This window comes from Streptomyces sp. NPDC053426 (genome assembly GCF_055585405.1).
The window spans coordinates 345,484-365,382 of record NZ_JBVJKE010000001.1 but is presented as its reverse complement, the minus strand read 5'-3'; the positions used below and the strand labels follow the sequence as shown (position 1 = coordinate 365,382).

8 protein-coding genes, 1 tRNA gene and 2 pseudogenes are annotated in these 19,899 nt (G+C 70.6%); 7 read left to right on the top strand and 4 right to left on the bottom strand.

The features are described from left to right. Positions 1-56: 56 nt before the first annotated feature. Entirely contained in the window at positions 57-830 is a 774-nt protein-coding gene (gene cobF / locus ACZ62B_RS01410) for a precorrin-6A synthase (deacetylating) (protein ID WP_344560059.1), read from the bottom strand. Positions 831-885: 55 nt separating this feature from the next. Continuing rightward, positions 886-1,410, bottom strand: coding sequence for a DUF309 domain-containing protein (locus ACZ62B_RS01405; RefSeq protein WP_468882598.1), 525 nt, complete (start codon positions 1,408-1,410; stop codon positions 886-888). 100 nt (positions 1,411-1,510) lie between these two features. On the opposite strand from ACZ62B_RS01405, the gene ACZ62B_RS01400 reads away from it, so the two are divergent. The 7 genes and pseudogenes from ACZ62B_RS01400 to ACZ62B_RS01370 all read left to right on the top strand — a co-directional run bounded on the left by ACZ62B_RS01400 (position 1,511) and on the right by ACZ62B_RS01370 (position 14,041). Then, positions 1,511-1,584, top strand: a tRNA-Pro gene (locus ACZ62B_RS01400). Positions 1,585-1,762: 178 nt separating this feature from the next. After that, positions 1,763-1,944: pseudogene (locus tag ACZ62B_RS01395) on the top strand (transposase family protein); the annotation flags it as partial. Positions 1,945-2,016: 72 nt separating this feature from the next. Then, positions 2,017-2,981 (top strand): annotated as a pseudogene (locus tag ACZ62B_RS01390) (alkaline phosphatase PhoX); the annotation flags it as partial. An 889-nt stretch (positions 2,982-3,870) separates the two neighbouring features. Continuing rightward, the gene (locus tag ACZ62B_RS01385; RefSeq protein ID WP_469689098.1) at positions 3,871-4,371 is read left to right on the top strand and encodes a carboxypeptidase regulatory-like domain-containing protein; all 501 of its coding nucleotides are present in this window, start codon (positions 3,871-3,873) and stop codon (positions 4,369-4,371) included. A 157-nt stretch (positions 4,372-4,528) separates the two neighbouring features. Beyond that, positions 4,529-5,317, top strand: coding sequence for a hypothetical protein (locus tag ACZ62B_RS01380; RefSeq protein ID WP_468728975.1), 789 nt, complete (start codon positions 4,529-4,531; stop codon positions 5,315-5,317). A 303-nt stretch (positions 5,318-5,620) separates the two neighbouring features. After that, positions 5,621-12,424 carry a hypothetical protein gene (locus ACZ62B_RS01375; protein ID WP_469689097.1) on the top strand — a complete coding sequence of 2,268 codons (6,804 nt, stop codon included), beginning with the start codon at positions 5,621-5,623 and terminating at the stop codon, positions 12,422-12,424. Between the two features lie 3 nt (positions 12,425-12,427). Continuing rightward, entirely contained in the window at positions 12,428-14,041 is a 1,614-nt protein-coding gene (locus ACZ62B_RS01370) for a hypothetical protein (RefSeq protein ID WP_469689096.1), read from the top strand. 52 nt (positions 14,042-14,093) lie between these two features. On the opposite strand, the gene ACZ62B_RS01365 is transcribed toward ACZ62B_RS01370, so the two are convergent. Both ACZ62B_RS01365 and ACZ62B_RS01360 read right to left on the bottom strand, forming a co-directional pair. Further along, the gene (locus tag ACZ62B_RS01365; protein WP_469689095.1) at positions 14,094-16,994 is read right to left on the bottom strand and encodes a hypothetical protein; all 2,901 of its coding nucleotides are present in this window, start codon (positions 16,992-16,994) and stop codon (positions 14,094-14,096) included. Then, positions 16,991-19,771 (bottom strand): DUF6603 domain-containing protein, encoded by a 2,781-nt coding sequence (locus ACZ62B_RS01360; RefSeq protein ID WP_469689094.1) that lies wholly within the window; start codon positions 19,769-19,771, stop codon positions 16,991-16,993. The genes ACZ62B_RS01365 and ACZ62B_RS01360 overlap by 4 nt, the downstream gene beginning before the upstream one ends. Positions 19,772-19,899 lie beyond the last annotated feature (128 nt).

The window sequence follows — 19,899 nt, the reverse complement described above, 5'->3', positions numbered from 1 at the left end:
ACTCCGCCGGGGTGCGCCCCGGAGGGTCGGCGGCCGGGACGCACCCGACCGGATGCTCAGCCCTCGGCCGGTCCGCGGCGCAGCAGATACGTGTCCATGATCCAGCCCTTGCGCTCGCGGGCCTCCGCGCGGAGCCGCTCGATACGGGGAGCCGCCTCGGCCAGCGGCCCGGAGACGAGGATCTCGTCCGGCGTGCCGATGTAGGCGCCCCAGTAGATGTCGATGTCCTGGTCGGCGTACGCGCGGAAGCTCTGGTGGGCGTCCAGCATCACCACCACGTCGTCCACGCCCTCCGGGAACCCCTCGGCGAGCCGTCGCCCCGTGGTGATCTGCACCGGGCGGGCGACCCGGTTGAGCCCGGTCCGGTGCCGGGCGACGAGCGCCGACACACTGCTGATGCCCGGTACGACGTCGTAGTCGAAGGCGACACGGCCGCGCTCCAGGATCTCCTCCAGGATGCCGATCGTGCTGTCGTACAGCGCCGGATCCCCCCACACCAGGAACGCCCCGGTCTGGTCCTCGCCCAGCTCCTCGGAGATCATCCGCTCGTAGATGTCCGCGCGGGCACTGCGCCAGTCCCCGACGGCGGGGGAGTAGGCCGGCCCGCCGGCCGTCCGGTCCCGCTCCGGGTCACGTGCCTCGACGACGCGATAGGCACCCCCCGGTACGTGCGTGTCGAGCATGTCCCGGCGCAGCCGGGTCAGGTCCGCCTTCGCCTCGCCCTTGTCCAGGATGAAGAACACGTCCGTGCTCCGCAGCGCCCTGACCGCCTGCAGGGTCAGCTGGTCGGGGTCGCCCGCGCCGATACCGATGACATGAATCTCTCGCACGCCCCGAGTCTGCCGCACGCCACCGACAGTGCGCGCACCGCACCCGGTCCCTCCGTCAGGAGGCCCCCCGCAGCCGGGGCGCCCGTGCCCCCGCGTCCACCGGAACGCCCGCCTCCACCTCGGCGGCCAGCCCGCGGGCCCAGGCGATCACGCCCGGAAGATCGATCCCGTGCGGCCGGCGGCCGGCTCCCGAGGCCCACGCCTCCGCCGCACCGGCGCCCCGTCGCAGCAGCCGCGCCCCGCCGGTGGCGTTCCCGCGCGCGGCATGGGTGAGCCCCACGGCGAGCTGGGCCAGCCCCCGCCACAGCTCGCGCTCCTCCTCCGGCCCCGACTTCCAGGCGTCCTCGAACACCTCGTGCGCGTGGAACGGCTTCCCCTCGTCCAGCAGCCGCTGCGCCTCCGCGACGCTCTCCTCCGGCCGCCGCACCACCCCCTCGGGCTGCCGGGGCACCCCCGGCGCGCCGTACGGCAGGGGCCGCCCGAGCCCGTCCCGCGGCCGGGCGTTGCGCGCCCGCCCCTCGCTGTCCCGGTCCCGCGCGGCGGCCGTCCGGCCCGACGACGTGCTCTCCATGCTGCCCATACGCCGATTGTCCCGCGCCCGGTCCGATTCGGGCCGCGCCGGGGGCGTGGGGTAAAGTGCTGTTCGCGCGATCACGAGGATTCACCCCACGCGATCGCACCGGGACGTGGCGCAGCTTGGTAGCGCACTTGACTGGGGGTCAAGGGGTCGCAGGTTCAAATCCTGTCGTCCCGACTCGTCGGAGTCGTAGGTCAGGGCCGGTTTCGGAGCCATCCGAAACCGGCCCTTGATCGTTCTCGGGGACCAGTCGGGGACCGGTGTCCTTGGACAGCGCTGCCCCAGCGGCCGCGATCTTGTGTACGTCCGGGTGCAGACGGCGCTGGGTGGTGGTCGGTGATCCGTGGCCGGCGATTCGTCGGTGGTCCGCCGACGGCGGCCGTGGAGACCGCCGCTGGAGGACCGGGTGTTGCCGGCCGCGGCCCGCCGACGCACTGATCTGACGTCGCGGCAGCCCGCTCCGCCGTTCGGCGTTTCGAAGTCGACGGCCGGCCGAGTCGTCGACCGCCTCGGACCCTGCTCGCACTCCGGCCCCGCTAGCGGCCCGCAGCGAGTGGGCGCCGGTGGACAGCTCCTGCCGGCACATGGTCGTGCCCAGGTGGTAGGCGGTCCAGCCGCGTCGTCGCCCGCTCGCTGCGGCCCGTCGGCGGCACCGTCTGGCACTCGGCGCCCGACGGCGGCGCCTGCTACGCCGACGGCGACGGCTGGATCTGCGTCTCCAACTCCGAGATACCGCTCCTGGGCGGTGCCTCCGCCATCCGCTTCCGGGCCGACGGCTCAGTGGACCGCGCCTACCGCATCCTGTCGGGCACCAACCTCAACTGCGCGGGCGGCGCGACTCCCTGGAACACGTGGCTGTCCTGTGAGGAGACCTTCCGGGGGAGGGTCTTCGAGACCGACCCGTACGGGCGGAACGAGGCCGTCGCGCACCACGCCATGGGCCGCTTCAAGCACGAGGCGGCCGCCTGCGACCCCGACCACCGGGTCGTCCACCTCACCGAGACGAGGACGACGGCTGCTTCTACCGCTTCACGCCCGACACCTGGGGTGACCTGTCCTCCGGCCGCCTCGACGTGGCGTGCGCCGCCTCGGGCGACGGCGCCGAGTGGCGCGAGGTGCCGAACCCGTCCGCGCCGCTGGTCCAGACCCGCAAGCAGCTCTCCGCCGCCCGCCGCTTCGACGGCGGCGAGGGCTGCCACTACGCCGAGGGCATCTGCTACTTCACCGCCAAGGGCGACCGCCAGGTCTGGGCGTACGACACCCAGGATTCGACGATCACGTCCGTCTGCAACAGCGACGGCACCCTCACCGGAGTCGACAACATCACCGGCACGGCCGCCGGAGACCTCTACGTCGCCGAGGACGGCGGGAACATGGAGATCAACATCATCACCCGGGACGGCGTGGTCGCCCCGGTCCTGCGCGTCGACGGCCACCCCGACTCCGAGATCACCGGCCCGGCCTTCTCCCCGGACGGCAGCCGCCCCTACTTCTCCTCACAGCGCGGCACGAGCGGCGAGATCAGCGGCTCGGGCGGCGTGACGTACGAGGTCCGCGGGCCGTTCCGCCACTGAGGCCCCACGGGCCCGGCAGGCAACCGGGCCCGTCCCAGGAGGCACCCCGCCGCCGGCGGCGCTACGGGGGTCCGGCCTCACCACCTCCGAGACCGGCGAGCCGGGTCCGGTGATCACTTTCCGCACCGGGGCGCGGGACGCCGCCACGGGAGCCGTGATCACGGGAGAGTCCTCGCCGGACGCGCTGATCCCGCAGGAGGATCCCGGTGGCCTGACCGACGCCATCACGCTCCGGGGCGCCGGTACGGTGCGGAAACCGGAGGCCGTGACCGGCATCGAGCATCCGCGTATCGGAGATCCGCGCGCGGGAACACGAGGTGTACGACGACCGGCCTGCGCGAGATTGCCGCCATCGGACTGGAGGCGCCGGCGGACAGTCGGTGTCGTGGAAGGGAAGGTCGTGGGAGTGGGCGGCCCGAATCGGTGGGCCCGGCCCTGCGGGCCGCAACCCGAGTGGGGTGGTGCGGTCCGCACGCCCGCGACCAGACGGAGATCGCAGGGCTCGACCTGGTCGCACGGAGGCTGGGGGCACCCGGCGGGCTGGACGGGCTCGCACACCGGCTGGCCCTGAATCCGACGCTCGACGACGCCGCGGCCCGGACGGGTTCGCGCAGCGCCGTCGCCGATCCGGGTCCGGGCTTTCGGCAGGATGGAGTTCCCCGACCCCGACGGTGAGTTCCCGAGCGACGTTTTCTTCTACGACGCCGGGGGGCGGACCCCTGCGCGACGAACGCTTTACAACTCGCTGACCGCGGCGGGGCCTCGGGCCGGTCCGTCGACGCCAGGAGCTTCATCCGTGAACTCTCCGTACCTGGCACGCGTTGCGAACCGCGGCATCCAGAGGATACTGGAATTGGAGCTCGCGCGGCAGACCAGTCCAAGATGACCTGTGGTCACGATTGCAGCGGACGGCAGACAGCGCAATTGCGAGGAAAGCGTCATGCATGGGCGAGTGCGAGCAGTCATCGACAAGGAACCGATCGCGATGATCAAGGTCAGCGTCTATCGCGATCGGACTCTCATCGAGAAAGCGTATACCGACGATGAGGGTCGGTACGGCGTGGATGTCCCCAAAGGTGAATTGGTCACAGTGAGGTTCGATACACACCATTCGCTGACCAATGCCGAAGAATGGCACCCGTCGGTGGTCGCCAATGTGATTGCTGACGATGAGAGTCCATTGGATCGTTATTTGCTCAAGAGCGGTCATGGCGTCGACCCTGAATCGGCCATGGATGCTCTCAGCGGGTACCTGTTCGCTACAGAATGGGAGGACGAGGACTACGCTCGAACGGCAGAGTCCCGTCTGTCAAGACTGAAACAAACCAGCGAGGTTCTCCAGGGAATCCAGCGAAATCTCCAGGAGTACTTCAAGGCGAGGACGGCCTAGCCGGCCAGTTCGCGCGCACGGTTCAGCGCTGCCCCCGGTGGTCTTCCCAGGTGTGGCAGCCGCAACCGACCACGGTCGGGTTGCCGGTCACCATGTTGTTTCCCCTTGCGGCAGGGCGGGTTTACGGGGAACGGAGCATGCAGTGAGTGTTCGGAACTTGTCCGAGAGCGTCGGTGAAGGTGGAACGAACGCCCCCGACGATGTCTTCACCGTTCAGATGCTGCTCAACCACGTGGATTCGGCGGCAGGTGGGCCCACCCCTCCGCTGGACGTGGACGGTCTGGTCGGCCCAAAGACCATTGGGGGGATCCGCCGCTTCCAGCTCTTGCAACTCGGCTTCCAGGACGGGCTGGTCGAGCCCGGCAAGAACACCTTCAGAGCGCTCAAGGGATTCTTCCGGGCACCGGAAGCCTTTCCGGACGAACTCATCGCCGGTGACGGCGGGTTCCGCCCGCACCGTCTCGTGTACCGGGACGTGCGACTGGCCGGCAACAAGCCGGCGGGTGACACCGTGATCGAGGTCGACGCCGACACCCCGCTGCAGTGGTTCTTGGACAGCTCTGCCCACACCGCCGAGCACACAGCGGATCCGGTTCGCCTCAAGCTGATGGCCCACGGCGCGCCTGCCTTCGTGCGGTTCTGCAAGGAGAACCTGTCCACTGCCAACCTTCCGCGACTTGCGGTGCTGAAGAACAAGTTCGCAGCGGGCGTGGACCTGTTCTCCTGCTCGGCGGCGTTCATCGGCCCCGGCAACAGCGATGGCAACGTGTTCTGCTACCGCATGGCGCAGACGCTGAACACGTTCGTCCGGGCCTCGACTGCCACGCAGTACTACACATTGGGCTCAGCCGGGTCGGGCCTCGACTTCGGCCGCTGGGAGGGCACCGTGCTGACGTACGGCCCGACCGGAGCCGTCGTGCACGTCCAGCACGCCCCACGGTTCTGAACAACCGTGCCACCAGTCAGGTGCCTCGAGCGAGTGGGCTGCGGACGCGCCGACGGGGTCACTCGCGCGGCTCGGCGTCATGGTCGACCTGCTGTTCCCGGATCGGTGTTGCGACCGGAGGCCACCGTGACATCCTGGAATGCGGGGACATGAGCAGACCGGCGCGTGCAGTCACCGTCTTGGCTGGGTGCAAACACCCGAACCCCGGCTCCGTGCTCCCCTTCCTTTGGCGATACGGAGTTGTCGGGACGTCTCCGTCGTCGGAACGTCTTCCAGGATGTTCAGAGCCACCAGGGAAACGACATGGCCGAGATCAGAATCGACAGCAGTGGTCTGACTTGCACCAAGTTCTCCGTCTCAGGACACAGCTCTGATCTCGTCGACGGCGCGGGCGCGCCGGTGCTCTCCCTCGCCCCCGGGGTCTATGGCATTGAGCAGGTCCCCGGTCGGCCGGCGAGCTTCGAATTCCAGGTCACACAAGAGGGGTTCGTCGAGTACGACGCCGCCAACGACGCCTTCCTCGGAGGGCGCGGCACCAGCACGCTGATCCTCCGCGGCTTCCCTGTCACGCTCGACGGGCGGGCGCTGTCGCATGACCTGGAAGCATTCCTGAAGGGCAGCGCGGCACGGTTCGAGAGGAGCACGGCCCACGGGCTGACGCTCCTGCCGGCCGAGGGGTACGGATTCGTCCCCGGCCCGAGGGTGGTGGTGCCGCTGTTCGGCGTGGGTGCCGACGGAGCGGTGCACTTGACCGAAACCGTGGCGCAGTGCGGCTCGGTCGGCGTCTCCGCGGACGGCACACCCCTCGTCACCATCCACGGATTCACCGTCACTGTCGATGGCCGAGCCCTCTCCCACGACCTTCGGCCGTTCCTCAACGGAAACGACGCGGTGCTTCCGCGCGCCACCGCCCACGAACTTGTCCTGATCCCTGCCGAGGGCTACGGATTCCTCCTGGCCCGAGGCTTCGCGGACTTCCGTTTCACCGTGACGTCCGACGGCCAGGTGAGTCTCCATTCCGACCACGTCGGCTTCGCGGAGGCGAGCGGGCTCAACCTGACGATCCGCGGATACAAGGTCACCGTCGACGCGCGGGCTTTGTCCCATGATCTGACGCCTGAGCTTCTTGGCAGGTCTGGTGTGCTTAGTCGCAGCACCGTGCATGAACTTACGCTCATTCCGAGTCGGCAGTACATGTTCTTTCTGGCTAGGGGGCTCGCTGACTTTCATTATGCTCTCGCCGTCGACGGTCAGGTCGCCATTCCGCCGGACTGTAATGCCTTCGCCCAAGTTGACGGCCGCACACTGACGATCCGCGGCCATAAGGTCACCATCGATGCGCGGGCTTTGTCCCATGATCTGACGCCTGAGCTTCTCGGCAGGTCTGGTGTGCTTAGTCGCAGCACCGTGCATGAACTTACGCTTATTCCGAGTCAGCAGTACATGTTCTTCCTGGCGCGAGGGCTCGCTGACTTTCATTACGCTCTCACCGTCGACGGTCAGGTCGCCATTCCGCCGGACTGTAATGCCTTCGCTCAAGCCGACGGTCGCACACTCGCCATCCGTGGATATAAGGTCACCATTGATGCGCGGGCTCTGTCGCATGATCTGACGCCTGAGCTTCTTGGTAGGTCCGGTGTGCTTAGTCGCAGCACCGTGCACGATCTCACGCTTATTCCGAGTCAGCAGTACATGTTCTTCCTGGCTAGGGGGCTTGCCGACTTTCATTACGCTCTCACCAGAAGTGGCGTCGTCACGGTGGCTGCCGAATACGGGGCCTTCGCCGAGGCCGCCGGCCGCACACTGACGATCCGCGGCTTCGTCGTCACGCTCAACGCGCGGGCGCTGTCGCATGATCTGACGCCTGAGCTTCTTGGTAGGTCTGGTGTGCTTAGTCGCGGCACCACGCACGAGCTTACGCTTATTCCGAGTCGGCAGTACATGTTCTTTCTGGCTAGGGGGCTCGCTGACTTCCATTATGCTCTCGCCACTGACGGCCAGGTCACCATTCCGCCGGACTGTAATGCCTTCGCTCAAGCCGACGGTCGCACACTCACCATCCGTGGATATAAGGTCACCATTGATGCGCGGGCGCTGTCGCATGATCTGACGCCTGAGCTTCTTGGTAGGTCCGGTGTGCTTAGTCGCGGCACCACGCACGATCTCACGCTCATTCCGAGTCAGCAGTACATGTTCTTTCTGGCGCGAGGACTTGCCGACTTTCATTACGCTCTCACCAGAAGTGGCGTCGTCACGGTGGCTGCCGAATACGGGGCCTTCGCCGAGGCCGCCGGCCGCACACTGACGATCCGCGGCTTCGCCGTCACGCTCAACGCGCGGGCGCTGTCGCATGATCTGACGCCTGAGCTTCTTGGTAGGTCCGGTGTGCTTAGTCGCGGCACCACGCACGAACTTACGCTTATTCCGAGTCGGCAGTACATGTTCTTTCTGGCTAGGGGGCTTGCCGACTTCCATTACGCTCTCACCACCGACGGCCAGATCACGCTCGATCCCCGCTTCGTCGGCTTTGCGTCGGTGTCCTGGCGGACCCTGACCATTCATGGGTACCAAGTCACCGTCGACGGGCGGGCTCTGTCGCACGATCTGATTCCCGAGTTGCTGGGGTGGACGGCGGGGGCTCTGTCCCGGGCCACGATTCACGAGCTGACGCTGATCCCGTCGGCGCAGTATGCGATGACCGGCGTAGGAGTGCCGGGTATCCCGGTGATGTTCGGTCTCGGTGCGGACGGCACGGTGACCGTCCTCGCCGCACCTGAAGGGCTGCTGATCTTCCTGTCCGGCTCGGCCGTCAGCCGGGAGGACCCCTTCGCCCTGCGGCGGGCGCTCGACGAAGCGCGGCTGTGGCACGACGCCAAGCAGGCGGACGTGGACGCCAGAGCGGTCACCCTCGCACGTATCCACGCTTGGGCCCCTGGAGCGGAAACGCTTCCGGGGCAGCTGCCCACGCCCTTCGCGGTCGTTCGCTTCGCGGAGAAACTCCAGGCGGATCTGCTGGAGGAACTGGCCAAGCTGCAGGCCGACTTCGCCGATGCCGGGCAGCGGCTCAGGGCATCCTTGGACGCGGAGGAGGCGCTCTTCGGCGTGGAAAACACCGTGCCGATCGCCCTGCTGCCCGCGCGCATCGAGACGAAGTGGACGGCCGACGCCCGCAGCATCAAGGTGCGTGTGTATCCCGACGACATCCACATCGATGCGTTCGATCCGGCGCTGACCCGCGATGAGCTGGACGCGGCCCGCGCCTACTGGGCCGATCCGGGCGACCACGCCTGGCGGGAGCTGGTGCGCAAGGTCAGCCCGTCCAGGGCCGCTTGGGCGACGCGGGCGGCGCGGCCCGGCGCGCCCGAGCCGCGGCTGCGTGACCCGCGCCGGCGGCGTGCTCCTCAGGTGACGAGTCTCCCCGCACGCTGGCGCTTCCTCGGTCTGGTCGACGGGAAGGTCGCCGTCGACAGAACCGGAGCCGACATCCCCGACCCGCTGCCGCTCGGCCTGCTCGCCGCCGACGAGTCGGCGCAGGATCACGAGCACGCGGAGTGGGCGATCGACTTCGACGCGGCGGTCGCCGCCGGCATGGGCACCGTACTGACGCTCCCGCCCGAATTCGACCACCTCGACGAGCTGTTCGTCGTGGGCGTCAGCGATCTGTCCCCCCAGGACGCGGCGAAGGAGTTGCGCCGCTGTCTGCACGGTCACGCGTTCAGCGACGGGTTCGGCTTCCTCGCACCGGGGACCCCGACGAACAACACGCCCGAGACCACGTCCGCCTGGTCGTCGCGCCCCAGCCCGATGCCGCCCGGCCCGCCTCCGGCCCTCACGGAACACACCGACGCTTTCCGCCTGGCCAGGGCCCTCGGCCTGAGCGACGCGGGCTTCCTGGCCGAATGCACGGGCGCCGCGAACGACGGCGACGGACCGATCGCCGCGCTGTCCCTGCTGAGCTGGTGGTCGCTCGCGTACGAGTTCCAGAGCGAGAGCATCCTGCCCGACTCGGGTGCGCCGCGGCCGGACGACGAACGCCGGGCCGTCCACGAGCGGTGGGTGAGGATCAGGAACCACCTGGCTGACCACGTTCGCAGTCGCGGCCCGCTGCCGACCGTGCGCGCCGGGCGCCAGCCGTACGGAATCCTTCCGGTGACGGCGCTCGACGAGTGGGTGCCCGACCGTGACGACGGTGCGGACGCGTTGCTGCTGCCCTGGTTGCAGCGTCTGCGGCACCACTGGCGGGCCGCGCTCACACCGGGCTGGGTCCCGCGGGTCACCGACGGCACACCGGCCGACTGGCTGGCCGTGGACATCCTGACACGGCTCCCCGTGTCGAACGACCTTGTGATCAGGCGCGAGACCACCTCCCGGGGCGGGCTGCAGAAGTTCGACGGCATCAGCAAGCGCGCGCCGAGCCCGGCCGTGGCGCTCTGCGGCGTCCGCTCGGGCCTGCGGTGGACGATTCCGTCGGAGGAGACCAGCAATATCGCCTGGACCTCGAACACCACCGCACCCGACTACGCCTTCGTCCCGAAACGCCTCGCGCCGAACGCGACCGAGTACGCGGCCCTGTTCGACGACAGCCGCCGTCAGCTCACCGACGCTGTGGCGTTCCTGCGCGACGAGCTGACGCAGGAGCAGTATCTGGCGCGGTGGCCGCTGACGAACACGGGCGACGCCTCCTTCGACCGTCCGCCGACGATCTTCGGGCACTTCCGCTTCGGCACCGCGGACAGGGCGACCGACCTGGTCCCCCTGATGGTGAACGGCGACGGCAGAGACGTCTTCCACACCCGTCGCGACGGGTTCGTAGGCGACGGGTTCGACCTGGCCTTCGACCTCCCGAACGCAGTGGATGCCGCGATCCGCAAGCGGCTGGAGGAAGGACCGGCCAGTGCGGACGCGAACCAGTTCCTGGACAACGCGCGCCAGGGGCTCCCGTCCGTGGGGTTGCTGACCACCGGTCTGCGCGCGCTCGCCGGCGTACCGGCGGACGGGTACCTGCCGCTCGCCTTCGAGCTGTTCGACGTCTGCTCCCACCGGTGGGACGCCTGGGCCACCTCCCTCGCCGCCAAGCGGCTCAGTGACACACGGGCCACAGGCACCACCGGAACGAGACTCGGCGGATACGGCTGGGTGGAGAACCTGTACCCGGGTTCGGCACGACCGTCGGACGGGTTCGTCCACGCGCCCTCCCTGCACCACGCGGCGACCGCGGCCGTGCTGCGGTCCGGATACCTCGCCCACCGCGACGCGCAGTCCGCGGCCGCCGCCGACGCGCTCTCGCCGCTGGCCGTCGACCTGACGTCGCGGCGCGCTCGGATCGCGCGCTGGCTGCTGGGCGGGATCAGGCGCGGGCAGAGCCTCGGCTCGCTTCTCGGCTACCGCTTCGAGCGCGCGCTGCACGAGGCGGCCCTCGACGCACAGAAGGACCCCTTCCGTCGCGCCTTCCCGGCGCCCGTCGCCCATGAGCCCACGGCGGACGAACCCGAGCCGGAGCTCTGGCAACGCAGCACCGAGGCGATCGCCGCGCGCAACGTCGTCGACGGCATCGCGCTCGCGCGGGCGCACTCCGCGGGCACCGTGCACACGGTGCTGGCCGCGCACGGGCTGCCTCCGGCCGACCCCCGGGTGCTTCCCGCGCTGGACGACCTGGTCGACGCCCTCGACGCGGTGAGCGACCTGCTGCTGGCGGAGAGCGTGCATCAGCTCGTCGGCGGCAATCCGCTGCGGGCGGGGCTGTCGGCCGACTCACTGGGTGCGGGCCGGCACGTACCGGACCGGTTCGACGTACTGCGCACCCCACACCGGGGGCGGGCCGTGACGCACCGCGTGGCGGCACTCCTCCCGCCCGCGTCCTCGCGGCCCGCGGGGTGGGGTGCGGACGCCTTCTCCGCCCTTGAGCCACGGGTGGACGCGTGGGTCGCCCATCTGCTGGGCCCCGCGGCCACGTGGCGGCTGGTCGGCACCGTCCGGGCCGGCGGGACGCAGGCGCAGTCGTTCGCGTTCACGCTGGAGCAGGTCGGCTTCAGCGCGCTGGGCGTGGTGCTCGACGTGGCGGGCAGTGTTCACCGCCGACTGCACCGCCGGATCGCCGAACTGGCCGGGGTGCCGGGAGGTGAGGTCGCCATCGGCGAGGGATGGGACGAACTGCGTGCGGTCACCGGCCGGATCCAGGGCCTGCTGGTCGGCGCGGCACCACTGCTGCCGGCCCATGTGCTCGACGACGGGAACACGCTTCCGTCGCCGGACGTGGAGAGTGTCCGCCTACGGGTCGCCGGTTTCGCCGAGAAGGTCGAGGACGCCCAGCGGCGCCAGGCCCTCGGAATCGACGGCGACCCGGCACGCCTCGCCGAACTGGCCCGGAACTCGACGACCCCGGGCTGGCTGGCGGAGGTGACGCGCGTGCTCGCGGAGTTCCTCGGCACCGGGCTACCGCTGGCTCCGCCGCTCCCGGGCGTGTCCCCACCCCCGACGGTGCCGGACACGACCGGCGCGGACGTGGCCGACTGGCTGCGCCGTCACGGAGCGGTCCGCCCCGCCGTCCGCACCTGGCACGAGACGCTGCTGCTGGCGGGAGCCCGCACCGGACGGCCCAGCCGCCTGTCCGCCTCGCAGACGCCCGCGGGAGGCGCTTGGATCGGCGGCCCCTTCGACCCGTCCGACCGGCCACCCGCCCGTCGGCACCTGGTCTGTCACACGCCCGTCCCGCCGACCGGCTCACAGCAGCTCGCGGGCATCGTGTGCGACGAGTGGGTGGAGGTGGTGCCCGGCGCGGACGCGCTGGCCACGAACAGGACGCGCGACGACGGCGTCTCCCCGGAGTCGGAACTGACCGGTGTGTCGTTCCACTTCGACCGGCCCGACGCCAAGGCACCGCACGCCGTGCTCGTCGCCGTGCCGCCCGATCCGGTACGCGGCTGGACGGCGGACGGCCTCGCACTGGTGGTGCGCGACACCCTGGAGCTCGCCAAGATGCGCAATGTCGACCTGGCCGACCTGCCGTTGCTCTCCGACGTGCTCCCCGGGCTGCGGGTGGGCGAGGCCGGAACGACGGCCCTCGCGTCCATGATCCGGGACTTCTGGATCGAACTGGCCGAGGAGTAGGCGATGCCTCGCAGGAACTTCGAACACAGCGGGTTCTTCCGGTTCCGGCTGGAACCCCTGTCCCGCGTGAACGAGGTGGCCTCCGGGCTCGCGGCCCGTGTCCACGATCCCGCCTGGGCGCTGGCCCGCCAGTGGCAGTTCGGCGAGTTCGCCGCCCAGGACGCCGGGTCGCCCGTACTGGCCCGGATCGAGGGCCGCAGCTCCCCGGTGTCGGCATGGCGCCCGGCCGCGAGCGTCGACGCCGCGGCCGACCCGGCGGCGGTCTCCCCCTGGGTGCCGTACGACCCGACGTCGGGCCCGCTCGACGCGGTGGTCGAGTCGGAGGACGACGCGGGCCCGGACGAGTGCCTGCGGGTCGAGGGCGGGGCTCAGTTCGTGCGCCTGCTGGACCAGGCGGGCCTGTCCTCGAAGCTGCCGCAGGTGCTCTCCGAGTACGGCTTCAGTCCCCTGCCGACCGGGCCGACGGGGCTGGTCACCCTGCTCGCGCCCAGGGTCCCCGACGCCCGCGAGCTCGCCAGGGACCTGTCCGAGGGGAACCCGCGGGTCGCGGGCCTCGCGGCGGTGGGCGCGCTCTGGCTCGCCTGGTGGAACGGCGTCGCGCCGTCGGAGGCGCCCGGGCCGGACGCATTCGATCCGCACCGCTTCGAGCACCGCTCGGACTTCTCGTTCGGCGACCAGGTCCTGCATGCCGAGGAGTACCTCGGCGACGGTCTGGACTGGTACAGCGTCGACCTCGACCCGTCGGGCGTGCCGGCGGCAGCGGCGCCCGTACAGCACTTCACCCGGGAGGTGGTGCCGGCGACGGTGCGCTTCGGCGGGATCCCGGCCGACCGCTTCTGGGAGATGGAGGACGCGCAGATCGATCTGGGCGCGACCGACGTGTCGAGCCTGGACACCGGACGACTGCTGCTGATCTCGTTCGCCGAGGTCTACGGAAACGACTGGTTCCTGTTCCCGCTGGAGGTCGCGGCCGGTTCGATCACGACGCTCGACGGCATCGTGGTGACCGACTCCTTCGGAGGCACGCACACCGTCGAACGCGCCGGGCGCGACGATCCACGCTGGAACATGTTCACAGTGACCGGCACCGACGACGGTCTGCTGATGATGCCGTCCGGGCGCAGTGCCGTCGGCGATCCCCTGGAGTCCGTGGCGCTCGCCCGCGACGAACTGGCGAACCTGGCCTGGGCCATCGAGAAGACGGTCACCGTCCGTGGCGAACTCCTCGACCGCAGGGAGAGCTGGCTGCGCGTCGCCCCCGAGGGACCGCCGCCCGTCGACATCGGCTCCTACGCCGTCCAGACCGTCGTACCGGACTACTGGCTGCCGCTCGTCCCGCATGCGCTGACGCCCGACGCGATCCGGTTCGCGCTGGTGCCGCTGCAGCAGCCCGGAGCGGAGTCGAAGCCGCAGGGCCGGCTACTGCACACCGACCACTGGGTGCATGAGGAGGAGGTGCCGCGTGAGGGAGCGCTGGTGACCCGACGCCCGGTGCTCGCGCGGTGGTTCGACGGTTCCTGGCACGCGTGGGTCCGGCGCGAGAAGAACCCCGGCAGCGGCGAGAGCTCCAGCGGCCTGCACTTCGACATCGTGCGGCCCTCGGAGAGCTGGCCCTGATGCCTTGACGCCGCGCCGCCCCTCCAGGCTCCCCGGCATCAGCGGTATCCGGTCATCCGGTCATCGTCTTCGCGGAGAACGCCAGTTGGAAGGGCCTCTGGAAGAGGATCCGCGCGAAGTCGCCGGCGTCCAGGCCCTCCCACCGAGGAGGATCCGCCGGCGGCGCGAGCGCCGGCGGCAGCCCGTCGACCACGCGCGGCACGACGAAACCGTTCACTCTCGGCACCTCGTCCCACGTCAGGTTGGGCCAGGAATCGAACTCCGGCGAGAACTCCGTCCGCTCGTCGAAACCGAACTGAGCCGCGGCCATGGGCTCACGCATCACGAACATCCAGTGCTCGGCGGCGGCCTGGTCCGCGGTCAGGCCCTCGAAGCCGTAGAGATTGGTCCGTTCGTCCACGGGCAGGACGAACCTCGGCTCCCGCCAGGTGACATCCGGGCCCTCCACGGTTCGGTTCACGGACTTCGCCGCGAGTACGACAGTGCCCGGGAAGCGCCGCAGCACCTCGGCACGGACCAGGAGGACCAGGAGCTTCGTGTCGGCGCTCGGGTCGTGGTCGCCGAGCCGGTCGGCGGTCGCCCAACGGGCGATCTCGCCGTAGCCCGGTGCCGCGCCTCCCGGTGGCCAGAACCGCGAGAACGGGGTGCCCGCTTCGTCCGTCGGATACTCCCGCCAGCGCAGCTCGCGGTTGAACTCCTGGTTCAGTCCCACCAGCAGGGCCTCCACGAACGCCGGGTTGGGTTCGAGGAGGGCCGAGGAGTCGTCGGGGAAGTCGGTGATGCCGGGGACGGCCCACTCCGGCCAGCGGGCGAGCAGTTCCGCCGCGACCGGGAAGCCGAACTCCGGGTGCCACATCAGGGGCCGCAGGGGACGCGGGTCCTCCGCGGTCCGGCCGGACATCAGCGGCTCACCGAGGAGCGCCGTCACGTGGTCCATGGTCCGCGGCATGGGGCGGACCCGGCTGCGGATACGGCTGACGAACTCGCCGCCGGTCATACCCAGTCCGGCCTCGGCGAGCAGGGGCACGGCGCGTGTCTCGGCGCTGAGCAGTCGGCGCAGTCCCCGCACGAGCACGGTCTGCGGCGCGGTGCGCGGCGTGCGGTCGGCCGCGGTCTGCTGCGCCTTCTCGGCGAGGGCGCGCAGTCGGCCCCGGGGGTCGCCGAACTCCGGGAAGAACCGCGACCCGCCATTGTCCGTCGCGTAGTAGTCGACGGACACCATCCACATGGTGTAGATGAAGTGGCCGAGGGTGCGGGTCGAGAAGGCCGCGGCCGGGTCGCCGAACACCGTCGTCGAGGTCAGCGGCCCCTGGACCGCCCCGGCGGCTGCCGGCAGATCCGAGTCGTCCACTCCGGCGAGCCAGGAGACCGGCAGGAAGGTCTTGGTGGCGTCCATCGCCTTGTCGAGGAAGGGCGCGGTCGTCACCGCCGCGTCGTCACGCTGTCCCGCCACGCGTCCGCCGCGACGGCGGAGCGCGCCGCCCGGCCGGGTGAGCCGTACGAAGGACGCCGAGGCCGCGCCCCGGGGAACGGCCGACGGGGCGAGGGCCCGGCCGACGGGTACGGTGCCTCCCTCAGGTCGCTCCACGGCGTCGCCGTACAGCATGGCGAGTTCCGTCAGGGGCGCCGTCTTCATCGTGCGGAGGTGTTTGGCCTGCGCCGTCTCGGCGGCCGCGGCTGCCAGTTCCGCCGCCGCGAGCGCCTGGTTCGCCTCCTGGGCCTGGCCGATCTGCTCCCAGGCGCGCGCCATCAGGAACTCCTGTTCCAGTTGGACGTAGCGGGCGCCGAGGGCGGCGGCGATCCGGTACTTCACCTGAGTGTTCAGCTGCCTCATCCACCCGTCGGCGGGCACCGTCTGCTCGCCGCTGTGGTGGCTTCCGTAGAGCGGGGCGGCGACCGCTTTCTCGTCCCGGTCGGGCGGGGTTCCCACGCGGTCGGGCGCCCACCGCGACGCGGGGGCGTCGACGTGGGCGACGAGGAGTTCGCGGAACTTGTTCATGCTCGGCAAGTCGCTCCACGACTCGTCCACGGTGTCCGCGCCCGGCAGTCTCAGGGCACCGTGAACGGGGACGGTCACGCGATCGGGGGCGATGCCCTGGAGGAGATCCTCATGCGGCCACGGGTGGCGCACGTCGACCGTGCGGGCGCCGAATCCGAGTCCTTCCAGCGTCGCCGTCGCCACGGGGTGGATCCGGCGGGCGAGGTCCTCGAAAGAAGAGCCGGCCTCCCCGGTGCGGAACCGCCACGCGTGGTAGACGGGCAGCGTGACCCGTGGCTGTCCCGGCGACCAGGCCGCCGCTGCCCCGTCCGCCGGCGGCGGTTCGCCGAGCCCGGCGGCGCGGCCCGCCTTCGTGGTGGGCACGACGCAGGCCAGCCAGCCCCGATTCGGATCCAGGCGGCGCGGACAGACGAGCCGGGACACGACGTTGTCGACACCGGTGCGTACGTCCCGCTCCACGACCCCCTGCGGCGTCTCGCCGTCCTCGATTCGTGCCTCGACGTGGGCCCACGCCCACGACTCCGCCAGGTCCGGCAGTGCGCTGCCCGGCGCGGTGACGACGCGCAGCACCGTGCTCGGGGCGAGGTCGCCCTCGTCGTCACGGAGCACGAGCAGGGTGAGCCAGGGCAGTCTCCGCGCCGCCGGAAGGCTGAGCAGCCAGGGAAGACTCGCGTCTGAGAACTCCACGTGGGCGAGGTGTCCGGGCACGGCGTTCACCGCGCCCTCCGGCGGCTCATGGCGGACGACGACCGACCGGTCGAAGCCGAGCGTGTCGCCGGGGCCGAGCAGCTCAAGGCTCGAGCCGGGGCGGTCGGGGAACGTCTCCGCGGGCAGGCCCTCGACCGATCTGGTGATCTGGGCGGCCGGGGTGAACAACGGGCGTGCGTCCTTCACCGACGTGGCGTCGGCCGCGGCGCCGAATGCGACGGAGGAGAGGAACCAGCGTCGGCTCATGTGCGCATCTCCACTCGTGTCGTCCCGATCGGCCGCTGCGCGGCGCGCCACCGGTCGGCCCGCTCTGCGGCGCCCACTGGCCGGGCGAAGCTCTCCAGCCCGAACACGCCTGTGCCGGGCAGGGGCTTGCCGTTGTCCGGCACCGGGAATCCGGTGAACCACTCGGGCTCCACCTGGTATCCGGTTTCGTAACTGTCGTCGACGAGATGCCGCTCGCCCTGCCGTACGTCGCTGTCGGCCAGCCGTACGCCGCCGGGAAGGTCCGCGAACGCCGCGCTGGTGAGCTGCTGCTCGTCGGTCAGCGCGAAGAACTCACCGGGCACGAACCGTTCGGGGACCGTTCCGAACGAGGGAAGCGGCGTGCCGGTCGCCTTGTTCACCGGGGTGATCCGCCACGACTGGCCGGGCACGCCGAGCCGGTGGAATCGGTGGATGGTCGTCTCCAGCGGCACGATCCGCTGGGTCATCCGGAACGTCGCGTCGGGCAGGGCCACGTCCCCCTTGACCAGAGCCGTGTTCGCCGCGTCGGTGAAACGCAGCCCGGACCGCCGGGCGGTCGGGGGTTCCGCCGTCCAGGCACCGGGCCGCTCCAGTGCCGTCCGGAGCAGCGCCAGGATGTCCTCGGCCTTCTGCGCGACCGCCGGGGCGTCGCCCCATCGTTCGTCGAAGTCGAGGGAGACGTCCCAGAAGAGCACGGAGATGCTGCCCGTGCCGAACGCGTGCCAGGGAGCGGGTCCCTCCAGGGTGAAGTCGAGGCCGACGCAGGCCAGGCGTTCGCCGAAGGCCAGCACGGCAACGCCGGCGTGGACGTGCACGGCGAACGACAGCGTCGGCTCCCACACGAACAGGGCGTCGAGGCCGAGGTGGCCCTCGACGCCGCAGTCGGCGATCGTCGCGTCGAGGTGCAGCTGCGCACCGAACTGCAAGGAGTTGGAGGTCAGCGCAACGTAAGCCTCCGCCCGCAGGCGCAGAACGGGACTGCCCAGTTCCATGGAGAGCCGGCGCAGTGCGGGCACTCCCGGAGGCCGGACGAAGCGCGGGTGGAAGCCGCCGGCGGACAGCACGAACGCCGCGTCCCGGCCACCGCGGAAGAGAAGGCAGCACTCGCCGCTCATTGGGGTTCCGACGATCCACGAGCCCGTCAGCGTCGCGAGGAGTTCGACGGCCGGAACGCCGGGATCGACCTTACCGAAGACGTTGGCCTGGAGCCGGATGAGCGGCACCACGGGATCCGGAATGGAGATCACGAGGCGCCCCACGAGCAGAGCGCGCACCGGTTCCGGCAGATCCATCACGAGGGCGGCGGACAGGCTCACGATCCGCCCGCCCCACGTGATCCGGACCATCGGGCCGACGACAAACCTGTCGCGTGCGACGGGGAAGCAGGCTTCCAGGGAACCGGCTATCTCGTCGGCGCGTGCGACGGCATTGCCGGGGAACAGAACTCGGTCGGCGTTTCCTTCGAGGACAAGGCCGCGCAACCGGTTCTCGTCGACCCGCCTGTTGAGCCCCACCAGCCCGCCGACCGCGTCCAGGGCGAAGCCGAAGCCCAGTTGGATGCCCGGATAGCCGAACTCGGCCCCGAGCAGGACCAGGAAGGAAAGCTGCCTGCCGTCGACCGGAAGTTGCAGCAGGCCGAACGCCTGCACCTGCACGACGCCGAGATCGATGTCCAGGACGCCCGCGTACGCGCCGCCACCGGGCGCGCCACGCTGCTGGACCGCGCCGCCGCCCGCGACCGCGCCCAGTTGGAGCGCGATGCCCATGGCGGTGGGGAACTGCGCCTCGAGGAGGTCGGGGTTGATGCCGATGCGGTCGTTCGACAGGCTCACCGGCGCCTGCAGACCCAGACCGTCGAGCGCCGCGCTGAGCGGCAGTACGGGCGGCCTGGCGAGGGCGGACAGCGTGGGCCTGAGGACGAGTCCGCGCTCGTCGTGGTCGAGCTCGAGCGCGAACCCCCGGGTTGTCACACCGGGCAGGTTCAGGCCGACAGGACGCTGGAGGCGCGCACCGCCCTCCTTGAACCGTAGACCGTCCGCCCGGGTCGCCTGGATCTCGATGTCGGTCTTCTCGGTCGCCGCACCGCCGCCGTCGCCCAGAAAGGAGGCCAGCGCGGCCGGCAGCACCCCGGCTTGGAAGTCCCTGACCCGGATTTCGGCCACAACCGGCGCGGCAGGCGTCGCGGTGAGCCGCACAGTGATGCCGTCCGTCGAGACGTGTGGCCCGTCGGCAGGGCCGCTGCCGAGCTGTCCCCGGCGAGTGGCGGTGACTGTCGCGGTCCCCGTCGGCCCCATGGGCACGGAACCGGGTGAGTACGCCGCGTCCCAGAGCTGCTGGGACTGGACGTCGACGGTCACCTGCCAGTCCGAACTCGCACTGCCGACCGCATGGTTGAAGGCGGCACCAGGCGTCACGACGACGTCGACGGTCGGCCCCTGACCGTCCGGCCCGGGAGTGATCGCCAGAACGGCGCGTGATCCTGTCTCCCCCAGCACGAGGGCCAGTCCCCTGGCCGATCCCGCCGCCCGGTGCCACCCGTGTGCGCGCACGACCGATCCGGCGTCCGCGACGTCGCCGAGCATGTCGTGCAGCAGCCCAAGAAGTGCGTGATGAGCCGGGAGGTCCGTCAGGGGTTCCAGCAACCTGTCCTGCAGGGCTTCGTCTTCCCCTGCCAGGGGCTGGAGGCTTGCGAGCGGATCCGCGAGGGAGCTCACGGCGTCGTCGGCCAGGCGCCACAGCAGCAGCGCCGTCTTCTCCAGGAGTGCCCTTGGGTCCATTGCCACTGACGCCTCCTTGCCGGTCGGACGGGCTGGGCCACGACCGTTGGTGACCGCGAGGCTTCCTCCGGTGATGGCGACCCTTCGGCAGGGCGCGGCACGGGATCCGGCTCGGCGCCACAGGGGAA